We start from the raw sequence: 11,430 nt of genomic DNA on the forward strand, positions 1-11,430 counted from the left end.
CCCCCTGGGGCGGGATGGCGTCGGGCGGGCGGGGGCTATGCCGGGTGGCAAGGGAGTTCCGGTATCCTGAAACGATCATGAGTACCTCCGAGACTGGATTCGATCACAAGCGCTTTGTGCAGACGCTGACGCAGTCGCCCGGCGTCTACCAGATGCTGGATGCGGCCGGGAACGTGCTGTACGTCGGCAAGGCGCGCAACCTGAAGAGCCGGGTGCCCAGCTATTTCCGTGGGAGCGACGACCGCGGGCCGCGCATCCGCTCGATGGTGCGGCAGATCGCGGATATCCGCGTTGCGGTGACGCATACCGAGGCCGAGGCGCTGCTGCTGGAGGCCAACCTGATCAAGCGTCACCGGCCGCGCTATAACGTGCTGCTGCGCGACGACAAGAGTTATCCCTACATCTACGTCTCGAACCAGGAATACCCGCGCCTGGGGTTTCATCGCGGCGCGCGCAAGAAGGGCATGCGCTACTTCGGGCCGTACCCCTCGGCCGGCGCGGTGCGCGAAAGCCTGGCGCTGCTGCAAAAGCTCTTTCAGGTGCGCCAGTGCGAGGACAGCGTGTTCGCGCACCGCTCGCGCCCCTGCCTGCAGTACCAAATCGGGCGTTGCACCGCGCCTTGTGTCGGCCATATCTCCCCGGAGGACTACGCGCGCGACGTCGAGGCGTCGGTCAAGTTCCTGGAAGGCAAGAGCGAGGCGGTGATCGAGGAGCTGATGGAGCGGATGGAGGCGGCCTCGACGCGCCTGGACTTCGAGCATGCCGCACGCCTGCGCGACCAGATCGCACGGCTGCGCCAGATCTCCGAACAGCAGTTTGTCTCCGGCGGCGAGGGGGATGCCGACGTGTTTGCCCTCGCGCAGGAGGCAGGGACCTGCGCGGTGGAGATCTTCTTCGTGCGCAATGGGCAGAACCTGGGCAACAGCGAGCTGTTCCCGAACGTGCCGGAGGCGACCGAGACCGACGAGATCATGGCCGCGGTGCTGGCGCAGTACTACGCGGAACGCGAGCCGCCGGCGCGCATCCTGCTGTCGCACGAGCCGCAGGGCGCCAAGACACTGGAGGCGTACCTGGCCGAGCGGCGGGGCGGCAAGGTCGCGCTGGCCTGGTCGCTGCGCGGCGACCGCGCACGCTGGCTGGACATGGCGCGGCGCAATGCCGAACTGGCCCTGAAGACCCGGATTGCCAGCCAGGCGGGACAGACGGCGCGCCTGGATGCGCTGACCAGCGAGTTGGGCCTGGAGGAGACGCCCAAGCGCATGGAGTGCTTCGACATCTCGCACACTGGCGGCGAGGGCACGGTGGCCTCCTGCGTCGTGTTCGGACCGGAAGGGCCGATCAAGTCGGATTATCGGCGCTTCAACATTGAGGGGATCGAACCGGGCGACGACTATGCGGCCATGCATCAGGCGCTCAGCCGACGCTTTGCACGGCTCAAGAAGGGCGAGGGGCAGGAACCGGATCTCCTGTTCATCGATGGCGGCAAGGGCCAGGTGACCCAGGCGCTGAACGTGCTGGCCGACCTCGGGCTGGACCACATCAAGGTCGTGGGCGTGGCCAAGGGCGAGGAGCGCAAGGCGGGCATGGAAACCCTGATATTGAGCGGGGTAGAGGCGCCCTCTATACTCCCCGCGCATTCGGGCGCGCTGCATTGGATCCAGCAGATCCGCGACGAGGCCCACCGCTTTGCGATCACCGGGCACCGCGCCCGCCGTGCCAAGGCGCGCAAAGAGTCCACCCTGGAGGCGATCCCGGGGCTGGGGCCAAAGCGTCGCAGCGCGCTGCTGAAGCACTTTGGTGGCCTGCGCGGGGTCAGCCGGGCCGGGGTCGAGGAGCTGACCAAGGTGCCGGGGATTCACCGCCGGCTCGCGCAGGCGATTTACGACCAGTTTCACGAGAGTTGAGCCACTGCCATGTTTCCCCAATTGCCCACCTGGCTGACCTGGTCGCGGATCGTGATGATCCCGTTACTGGTGCTCGCGTTCTACGGCCTGTCCATGCCGCAGGGCGGAATCGTGGCGGCCATCATCTTCGCCCTGGCTGGCGTGACCGACTGGCTGGACGGCTATCTGGCCCGGCGCTGGGAGGTGACCAGTCGGTTCGGGGCATTCCTCGATCCAGTGGCGGACAAGCTGATTGTCGCCGCGGCCCTGGTGCTGGTGGTGGACCACAACCCCGAGCTCGGCATTGCGCTGGCCGCGATCGTCATCATCGGGCGCGAGATCGCGATCTCCGCGCTGCGCGAGTGGATGGCCGAGGTCGGCGGCAGCGCCAAGGTGGCGGTGTCGTGGGTGGGCAAGGTGAAGACCACCGCGCAGATGGTGGCGATCTTCCTGCTGCTGTGGGCCGAGGCCATTGTTGGCTTGCCCACCTTCCTGATCGGCGAGTGGCTGCTGTACCTGGCCGCCGCCCTGACCCTGGTCTCCATGATCCAGTACATGCTGGCGGCCGCGCGCTCGCAGTAAGGGGCGGCGTGTTTGTCGGCCGGGGCTTTGGGGCTACACTGCGGACACCTGCCCGGCGCTGCGCGTGGACTGCCCATGCCCGTTTCTGATCTCGATCTTGACAACATGCAGACCCTGGAGGCCCTTCAGGGGCTGCTGCCGGGTTTTGTCTATCAATTGCGCAGGACGCCCGATGGGCACTTCGACTCTCCCTACGTGGGTGAAGTGGTGGAGGCCTGGTTCGGTGTGGATCGTGCGGCCCTCAAGAAGGATGCCGCGCCGTTGCTGGACTGTATCCATCCCGAGGATCGTGAAGCGGTGATCGGGAGCTCAATGGAATCGGCCGAGCATTCGGAGCCCTGGCTTCAGGAATTCCGCATGCAGTGCCGCGATGGCACAGTGATCTGGCTGTCCGCCTATGACACCGCGCGGCGGCTGGCGGATGGCACGATCATCTGGACCGGCTTCGCCACCGATATCACCACGCGCAAGGAGCTCGAGGCGGAACTGCGCCAGAGCGAGGCGCAGTTCCGTGCCTTCGTCGAGACTGCCAGCGACGTGATCTATTCGCTGCGCCCGGACGGCGTGCTCACCTACGTCTCGCCCAACTGGACGGAGAACCTTGGCCATCCGGTCAGCGCGGCGATCGATCACTCGATCGACGAATACGTAGCCCCGGAGGATCTGCCCGCGTGTTACGCGTTCCTGCAACGGATTGCGGACACCGGGAAGAAGGAAAGCGGTATCGAGTACCGCATCCGCCACCAGGACGGGCATTACCGCTGGCACACCAGCAATGTCTCGCCCGTGCTGGACGACGCGGGTCGGGTGACGGCGTTCCTCGGCATCGCTCGGGATATCACCGAGCGCAAGGAGACCGAGGCGCATATGCAGCGCCTGGCGCATTACGATCCGTTGACCGACCTGCCCAATCGGACCCTTTTCTTTCAGATCCTCGATCACGAGCTCACGGGGGCTCGCCGAATGGGGCAGCAGGTGGCGCTGATGTTCGTGGACCTGGACGAATTCAAGCCGGTCAACGACCAGCACGGGCATGCGGTGGGCGACATGCTGCTCCGCCTGGTGGCGCAGCGCCTGTCGGGTGCCTTGCGCGACAGTGATGTGGCCGCGCGCATTGCGGGCGACGAGTTCGTGGTGATGCTGCCTCGCTTCCAGTCGGTGGAGGAGAGCCGGGCGCATGCCGCGGCGATCGGCGAGAAGATCCGAGCCGTGCTCGCGGACCCGTTCAACTGCGAGGGGACCGAGGTGCACATCTCCTGCAGTATCGGGGTCGCCTTGTTTCCGCTGGACGCGACGGACGGGCCCGCCCTGTCGCGCGCGGCGGATGCGGCGATGTACGTGGCCAAGAACGCCGGGCGCAACCAGGTGGTCGTGTTCGACCGGGCAGTGCACGGCGCCGAGGCAATTGGCTACCGTGGGTATTGACCTGCGGGTAATCTGCGGTAGAATACGCGCCGATAACGAAGAGCGGGAATAGCTCAGCTGGTAGAGCACAACCTTGCCAAGGTTGGGGTCGCGAGTTCGAATCTCGTTTCCCGCTCCAACAGATTTTTGAAACCCCGGTTCGCCGGGGTTTTCTGTTTCGGCCTCTGGAGATGCGCCAGCATCTGTGGGGCCGAAACCCACCCGATACAGGCTGGGTGGCAGAGTGGTTATGCAGCGGATTGCAAATCCGTGTACGCCGGTTCGATTCCGACCCCAGCCTCCATCACTGCAGCACCCGCGAAAGGCCGCCCCTCGAGGCGGCCTTTCGCGTTTTGCGGGCGTTGTCCTCGGGGCGGCGCGCGGATGCCAGGTTGGGGCCCATATATGGGTACCTTCGTGACGCCTGAATGAGGAAAGGTGGAATGCAGGACGAAACGATCGGCAGCGCACGAGCGGAGGCGGAACGGGTGGAGGCCCGCAAGCGGGGGGTATATCTCGTCGTATTGCCCGCCGGTATCGCGATCTTCCTGCTCAGTTGGGCCGTTCGTACACCGGGGGATGTCTTCCTCGCGTATCTCTATCCGTTGTTTGCGTTGGTCCTGGCCGCGCTGTTCGTAGCGGTGTGGCGTGCACCACAGGCCTTGTTGTGGCTGGAAGCCTGGATGCTGGCGATGGTGGCTATGATGATTCTCAGTCGTCTCGCATGGCATTTCCACGCGGGCGGCCCCCTGGACGAGCACCTTCTGGTCCTGGCCGGCGGGCATTACTGGGCGGTTGGAATCGTGATCCTGGCCGCGTTCGTGATGCTCGAGCATCGCCGGGGGTTTCGGGCCGGAGTGGCCATCCTCGTGGTGGCCACCCTGATCGCCGCCTCCGGTGCCGCAGGGGAGTGGCTGCGTGGCGAGCTTTCGCGCGATGCGGGCGTCTACCTGGTGCGGGTGCATCTGTTTCTGGCTGTCTTGTTGGCCCTGGCCAGTGTCGCGACCTCCATGCGCGATACCGTCAAAGACGCTCTGGTGCGCAGCGAGGCGCTGGAACAGGCGGCGCAGACCGATTCCCTGACCGGTCTGGCCAACCGGCGGGCGGCCGAGTCCGTGCTGCAGCGGCATGCCGCCTCGGTCCGGCGCTACGGCGTGCCGGTCGCTGTGATCGGAATGGATATTGATCACTTCAAGGCGGTAAACGATACCCATGGTCATGCGATCGGCGATGCCGTGATCGCCGGCATTGCACGAATCCTGAGATCTTCGGTGCGCGAGCCGGATTCCGTCGCTCGCTGGGGAGGGGAGGAGTTCCTCATCGTGGCTCCGGAGATCGGCCGTGAGGGCGCCCTGCAACTTGCCGAGCGCTGTCGGGAGGCGATTGCCCGCGAAGCGATCGCCGGGGTTCGCGTCACGGCCTCGTTCGGTGTAACCAGCTTCGGCCCTCAAGACAGCCTGGATGCGGTGCTGAGGCGCGCCGACAAGATGATGTACCGCGCCAAGGAGGAGGGGCGCAATCGGGTCCTTCTTGGATGACGCCGCGCGCCTGGATGCAGGCATTGTGGTGCGGAGCCAAGAAGGCGTGGTATCCGACGCGCATCAATGGGCCGAGCATGGCACTATGCGGATGTCGGTCTTTCCAAGAGAGTGTCGTGCGCGCAACGGATTGCTCCCAATCGCCTCGAACGCGGCGGCCCCTCCGGAAGCGATCGAGGGACCTGCGCGGGTTCCTCAGCCTCTCGTTTGTTGGCCTGCTGCTTGCCTCCTGGGCGCCGTCCTCCACGGCCTCCGCGCCGGATTTGCGCGTGGGGGTGTACGACAACGCGCCCAAGGTCAGCGTGGACGAGCACGGGGAGGCCGACGGCCTGTTCGTCCGCTTGCTGGACTCGATCGCCCGTCGGGAGCACTGGCAGATCGAGTACGTCCCATGCCAATGGTCGCAATGCCTTGACGACCTGCGCGAAGGCCGGCTGGATCTGATGCCCGATGTGGCCCGGACCGACACGCGCGAGGCGTTCTTCGGGTTTCACCAGATTCCGGTCGTCCAGGGCTGGAGCCAGGTATACGCGTTCCCGCAGTCGGGGTTCAGCAGTCTGGAGTCCATGGGTTCGCGGCGCATTGCCGTGCTGGAGGGTTCGGTGCAGGAAAGCCACCTGCGCCGGCAACAAATTGGCAACCCGGGTCTCGAGTACCAACTGGTTCCCTACAGCGATCTCCCAGCGGTGCTGGCCTCGGTGCCGGCCGGCGAAGCCGATGCCGCCGTCAGCAATAACTTCTACGGACGCCAGCACGCCCGCGCCTACGGGCTGGTGGAGACGCCGATCACCTTCGGCCAGGTGGGTCTGCACTACGCGGCCGCGCCGGGGGCGCAGGCGGAGCGTCTGGCACTGATCGACGCCTATCTGGAGCGCTGGAAGCCCCTGGCGGGCTCGCCCTACCAAGAGGCCCTTGAGGCCACGCTGCTCGCGGAGGGCGAACCGGGGCTACCGGGATGGGTGGTGTGGGCGCTGATCATCGCGCTGGCTCTGGTCGTCCTGTTGGCGGTTACGGGGTTGCTGCTGCGCTGGCAGGTGCGTCTGCGAACCCGCGAGCTGAGCGCGGTCAACCAGCGCCTGGAGCATGTGCTGGACAGTGGGCCTACGGTGATTTACCAGCTGGATGCTCACGACTTTTATCCGGTATGGGTTAGCCCCAACCTCCAGCGTCTGTATGGAGTCGACCTCGACGTTGCGATGCGTCCTGGTTGGCTCGAGCATCAGCTGCATCCCGCGGATCGCGCGAACGCCCTGCGCGAGAACGAACGGCTGCTGGAGGATGGCGAGCTCGTTCGCGAGTTCCGCCTGTTCGATGGCTGGGGCAAGCTGCGCCACGTGCGTGACGAGATGCGTGTGGTGGAAGGGAGCAACGGGCGCGGCGAGCTAGAGATCGTTGGCAGCTGGACCGACCTGACCGCCAGCATGGAGCAGAAGGAACAGCTCCGGCAGATGACGCACTACGATGCGCGCACCGGCCTGCCCAATCGCGCCCTGTTGCAGGACCGCCTGGGACACACGGTGGAACGCGCCATGGCGGACGGCGAGGCGCGCTGGGTTGTGCTGATGGATCTGGACCGCTTCCGCAACGTGAACGAGACCCTGGGGACCGCGGCGGGGGATACCGTGCTGCAGGGCATTGCACAGCGCCTGAGCCAGGCCCTGTCGCCCGAGGACACGGTAGCCCGCATCGGTGCCGACGAGTTCTGCCTGATCATCGAGAGCCCGCCCGTGGAAGCCTTCGGCACCTTCGTGCAGTCGCTGATCGATACCCTGCGGGCCCCCTTCGAGATCGCAGGGCGCGCGCTGGTGCTCACGGCGAGTGTCGGTGTGGCGCGCTTCCCCGGCGACGGGAAGACGCGCGAAGAGCTCTTGACCGCCGCCGAGCTGGCGATGCAGGATGCGCGGCGCCGGGGAGGGGACAGCTGGTGCGCCTACGACGCCGAGATGGGCACCCTGACCGAGCATCGGCTGTTCCTGGAAAACGACTTGCGGCAGGCCATCGTCAACCACGAGTTCGTGCTCCACTTCCAGCAACAGTTCAACCTGGCCAGTGGCGAGTGCGTGGGGGTCGAAAGCCTGGTGCGCTGGAACCATCCGCACCGGGGCATGGTATCCCCCGCGGAGTTCATCCCGCTGGCCGAGGAGACCGGCCTGATCCAGGCGATCGACCGCTGGGTGCTAGAGGCGGCCTGCCGCCAGCTCGCAGCCTGGGACGAGGCGGGCCGGAACATCCCGATGATCGCCGTAAACTTGTCGGCGCGCGAGCTGCACGACGAGCAACTCGTCACCACCGTACGCGAGACCCTGGGGCGCTTCGCCATTGCGCCCGAACGTTTGGAGGTCGAGCTGACCGAAACCATGATCATGGAGTACCCCGAGCGCGCCCTGGCGATCCTGCGCCGGCTGGACGGCCTCGGTGTGCGTCTGGCCATGGACGACTTCGGCTCCGGCTATTCCAACCTCGCGCACCTGCGCCGCCTGCCGCTGCACCGCCTCAAGGTCGACCAGTCGCTGGTACGCGACATCGGCCATTCCCGCCACAACGAATCCATCATCCGGGCCATCATCGCGCTGGCCGTCGCCCTGGAACTGGACCTCATCGCCGAGGGCGTGGAAGAAGAACCCCAGCGCGCCTTCCTGCTGCAGGAAGGCTGCGCCATCGGCCAGGGCTTCCTGCTCCACCGTCCGGCCCCCGCCGCTGACCTGTTTCGCTAATCGTGTGGTGAGGGAGTTTCTGAGCGACGAGGTGGTCTAGCCAGGCGTGAGCGTCTGGAGTGAGCGGCGAGTGAAGCCCGGTCGGATGCTATATTCGTACCCAGTTAAGTGATTGGTGGATGCATGACTTTTCGTGTAACGGCAGCCCATGATCAGGATGCGAAGCGGGCCCTGAACCGCGTCACGGGTTTGGCATCCGATGCGGCGGGGATCGTGAGGGAAGAGCTTGGGGGGCTTCTGAAGTGATCTGGTTCGGTTCATGGGCCAAGGGAACCGCCCGGCCGCATTCCGCCATCGACCTGGCCGTGATCCCTTCGCGGAAGGCGACAAGCCGGGATTGGGGCCGGCTTCGGGAGCGCATCGAGGAGCTTCCGACGCTGTATAGCTTTGACCTGGTCGACCTCAGCGAGGCAAGCGAGACGCTGCGCTCGGAGATCGAACAGTACGGGGTGCGGGTGTGACCGCGCGGGTTGGTTTCACTCGATCGCGCGTCGGGCCTTAAAGCTGTGCAGGGCGGAGTCGAGGGGAGTGATCAAGGGTCCAACACCTGGTGTCCGGCGATGCGTCGACCATTCAGGACTTCGTGGTTGGGTGATGTTCCCTGAGCCATTCTTTCAGGGCGCCATCCATGCGGGTTTGCCAGCCCTTTCCGGTCGCGCGGAAGGCCTCCACAACCTCCGGCGACAGGCGAATCGTGATCCGTTCCTTGGTGACGTCCATTGGGGGGCGGCCGGGGCGCCGCAGGGCCCGCGCTTCTTCCTCGTCCGGCTCGTGCGTGTTCGGGTCCGCTTCGATACCGGCATCAATCGCCGTTTCCTCTTCCGGGTTGTTCAGCAAGACCCGACGGCCGTTACGTAGCGTCAACGATCTGGACATAACGACTGATCTCCCGGTTATTCGCCTTGCGCAGGCTGATGATTCTTCGCACATTCTCTCGGTCCGTGAAGATGACGCAGTACAAGCGATCCCCCATCAGGGGGTATCCCAGCATGCGACATTCGCGGTAGTCCTTTCGACGATCCTCCATGGCCAGAAGGGTCTCCCACTCCAGGCTCACGGCCAGCGCGAGTGAGACCCCGTGCTTGGCCTAGTTTGCGGCGCGTCGAACTCAATCTGCATTTGATTATTGTATGTACAAAATCATTGCTGGGCCAATGGCTGGTCTTGGGTCCGGGTGGCGGGATCAGGCAGCCGACCGAGGGAAGAGCTGCCGGGCGGCCGCCATGCCTCGCAAATAGCGCGTCTGGCGGGCATCGCACCGGGCCGTGAGATGGGCCGGCGTTCCGATGGCGGAGCCGAATTGCTGCAACATGCGACTGGCCGCACGGATGAACTGATCGGGATCAATGCCCAGACGCTCCAGCAGGGGCGGGGCATCATCGTGGATGAAGCCGCGCTTGTCCTCGCGGATGACGCGCCCCGTCGCTTCCACGAGCTCCAGATAGTCCTCGAAGGCAAAGGGCGCGGCGCACTCCGCCCGGCCAGTGGCGTCGAATGGCAGTAGCGGTGCGCTGGCCAGTCGGTTCAGGGTCGTCTCCGGGTGCGGGGATTCCGTTTCGTGCGGGGCGGATCGTGAGCGGGTCGATCGTGTGTCGCATCTCGTGGCCCGGGGCGGGCCTGGCGCGGCCGTGTCGCCTGGAACCTCGGCATCGCCGGCTGCTGGTTTAGCTTCCGCTCCTTCGTCCTCGGAAGTCTCGCGCAGCAGCGCAATCCGTTCCGCGACCGAGGTGTACTCGGAGGCCTCTGGCGTGGCGGCCATCCTGGCGCGGATCGGGTTCAGGTCGACGTACGCCATGGCCGTCAGGACTGCTTGCTCGTCGAGCAGCGCCTGGCTTTTGAAACGCCCCTCCCAGAACCGTCCCGTCACGCGATCCTCGGCGTTCGCCTGGCGGGCGATCGACTCGTTCAGCACGCGCATGAACCACGACAGGTCCGCGAGGCGGGATCGGTACGTCTCCACCCAGGCATCCACGATCTTCATCTCGGCCGGGCCGAGTCGCTGTGGATCGGCCAGATACCGCTGCACCATCACCGGCCCCGAGAAGAGCTGCGTCCAGCGGCGCAGGATCTCGTCGCGCTCCAGGGGCTCGACGCGTGCATCGTCCACCCGCACAACGATATGGAAGTGGTTGCTCATCACCGCATAGGCGGCGATATCCACCGCGAAGACCGACGCAAGCTGTTTCAAGCGGTCGGCGATCCAGCCGCGGCGATGCTCAAAGGATCGCCCGGAGTGGGCATCGTGCCCGCAGAGAAACGCGCGGCGGACGCAGCGGGAAACGACGTGGTACCAGGGCGTGTCGTCCAGAGAGACGACGGTCGAGCGGGGCTGGGTCATGATGAACTCCTTCCGTGGAGTAGGTCTTGCAGCAACGCAGGTTCGTTACGTTCCTGTCGTTAGGATAGTGAATGCCTTGGAGTTTTTCAGGGCGTAGCGAAACCGCGTTCCAGGGTTCCGTTAGAGCGGGGCGAGCAAGGTGGGTTTGCCCGAGGTTCGGCGCATCAGCAGCGGGCATCGTCACGGACTCGCCGCATGAAGCTCTCATTGGTCCGGTTGTGCTGGGTATCCGTTACTTGGCGGAGCGCATTCGCATCGATCGGTTTCTTGGGGGCGGTGGCGCTGGAAAGGCGCGCGATGGCCTTGCCGCGCTTGGTGATGAGGATGGATTCACCTGCAGCGGTCCGTTCCGCCAGTTCGCTCAGGTGGGCTTTGGCGTTCGCCAAACTAACGGTCGTCTCGGACATTCCGCACTCCCCTTGGCGCAACCGTCCGAGAAATCGGTTGGCGTGAGGGACGGGTTGCAGACGCGGGGATTGCGGCCGATTGCTTCGGCGAATCCGGCTTATGTCAACAAAGTGGGTGTCCTTACCCTTTCTTAATGCTCGATGAACCATAAAAAAGCCCCGGACTAGCCGGGGCTCCAGTACTAAATGGGTGTCCCTACCCTTGCTCTAAAATAAATCTGTCCCCGTTTTTCCTGTGGGCATCCGACATCACCTATATCCCGACCGCCACCGGCTGGAGCTATCTGGCGGTCATCCTCGATCTGTACTCGCGCAAGGTCGTCGGCTGGGCCTTCGACCGGCAGATGCCGGCGAGCCTGACCTGCGAGGCCCTTCGCATGGCCCTGGAGCAGCGCCAGCCGGAGCCGGGACTGCTGCTGCACTCGGATCAGGGCTGCCAATACACCAGCGCCGCCTGGCAGCGGCTGCTGGCCCGGCACCAGATCCAGGCGAGCATGAGTCGCCGGGGCAACTGCTGGGACAATGCCGTTGTCGAGCGCTTCTTCCTGAGCCTCAAGACGGAAC

Annotated in this window: 9 protein-coding genes, 2 tRNA genes and 2 pseudogenes; 9 read left to right on the plus strand and 4 right to left on the minus strand. The window is 65.3% G+C overall.

Annotated features, from left to right (window positions below):
- Positions 1 to 77 precede the first annotated feature (77 nt).
- From uvrC to F816_RS0107685, 8 genes are all read left to right on the plus strand, one after another.
- Positions 78 to 1,904: an excinuclease ABC subunit UvrC gene (gene uvrC / locus F816_RS0107650; RefSeq protein WP_019594244.1), complete on the plus strand. Its 1,827-nt coding sequence runs from the start codon at positions 78 to 80 to the stop codon at positions 1,902 to 1,904.
- Positions 1,905 to 1,913: 9 nt separating this feature from the next.
- Positions 1,914 to 2,465, plus strand: coding sequence for a CDP-diacylglycerol--glycerol-3-phosphate 3-phosphatidyltransferase (pgsA, locus tag F816_RS0107655; RefSeq protein ID WP_019594245.1), 552 nt, complete (start codon positions 1,914 to 1,916; stop codon positions 2,463 to 2,465).
- Positions 2,466 to 2,540: 75 nt separating this feature from the next.
- Positions 2,541 to 3,890, plus strand: coding sequence for a sensor domain-containing diguanylate cyclase (locus F816_RS0107660; RefSeq protein ID WP_026333193.1), 1,350 nt, complete (start codon positions 2,541 to 2,543; stop codon positions 3,888 to 3,890).
- A gap of 42 nt (positions 3,891 to 3,932) precedes the next feature.
- Positions 3,933 to 4,008 (plus strand) — tRNA-Gly (locus tag F816_RS0107665).
- Positions 4,009 to 4,099: 91 nt separating this feature from the next.
- A tRNA-Cys gene (locus F816_RS0107670) sits at positions 4,100 to 4,173 on the plus strand.
- A gap of 139 nt (positions 4,174 to 4,312) precedes the next feature.
- A complete protein-coding gene (locus tag F816_RS0107675; RefSeq protein ID WP_019594247.1) occupies positions 4,313 to 5,407 on the plus strand; it encodes a diguanylate cyclase in 1,095 nt (364 codons plus the stop codon).
- Positions 5,408 to 5,676: 269 nt separating this feature from the next.
- The gene (locus F816_RS0107680) at positions 5,677 to 8,121 is read left to right on the plus strand and encodes an EAL domain-containing protein (protein ID WP_019594248.1); all 2,445 of its coding nucleotides are present in this window, start codon (positions 5,677 to 5,679) and stop codon (positions 8,119 to 8,121) included.
- A 242-nt stretch (positions 8,122 to 8,363) separates the two neighbouring features.
- Entirely contained in the window at positions 8,364 to 8,582 is a 219-nt protein-coding gene (locus tag F816_RS0107685; RefSeq protein WP_019594249.1) for a nucleotidyltransferase family protein, read from the plus strand.
- A gap of 112 nt (positions 8,583 to 8,694) precedes the next feature.
- Here the strand turns inward: F816_RS0107685 and F816_RS0107690 are convergent, their stop codons facing one another.
- From F816_RS0107690 to F816_RS0107705, 4 genes and pseudogenes are all read right to left on the minus strand, one after another.
- Positions 8,695 to 8,958, minus strand: a complete 264-nt coding sequence (locus tag F816_RS0107690) for a BrnA antitoxin family protein (RefSeq protein ID WP_019594250.1) — start codon at positions 8,956 to 8,958, stop codon at positions 8,695 to 8,697.
- A 13-nt stretch (positions 8,959 to 8,971) separates the two neighbouring features.
- Positions 8,972 to 9,240 (minus strand): annotated as a pseudogene (locus tag F816_RS14095) (BrnT family toxin).
- A gap of 64 nt (positions 9,241 to 9,304) precedes the next feature.
- Positions 9,305 to 10,459, minus strand: a complete 1,155-nt coding sequence (locus F816_RS0107700) for a transposase (RefSeq protein ID WP_019594252.1) — start codon at positions 10,457 to 10,459, stop codon at positions 9,305 to 9,307.
- A gap of 164 nt (positions 10,460 to 10,623) precedes the next feature.
- Positions 10,624 to 10,866, minus strand: a complete 243-nt coding sequence (locus F816_RS0107705) for a type II toxin-antitoxin system Phd/YefM family antitoxin (protein ID WP_019594253.1) — start codon at positions 10,864 to 10,866, stop codon at positions 10,624 to 10,626.
- Between the two features lie 233 nt (positions 10,867 to 11,099).
- On the opposite strand from F816_RS0107705, the pseudogene F816_RS14975 reads away from it, so the two are divergent.
- A pseudogene (locus tag F816_RS14975) lies at positions 11,100 to 11,430 on the plus strand (IS3 family transposase); the annotation flags it as partial.

Origin of the sequence: Thioalkalivibrio sp. ALM2T (genome assembly GCF_000381505.1) — a bacterium.
GTDB lineage: Bacteria > Pseudomonadota > Gammaproteobacteria > Ectothiorhodospirales > Ectothiorhodospiraceae > Thioalkalivibrio > Thioalkalivibrio versutus.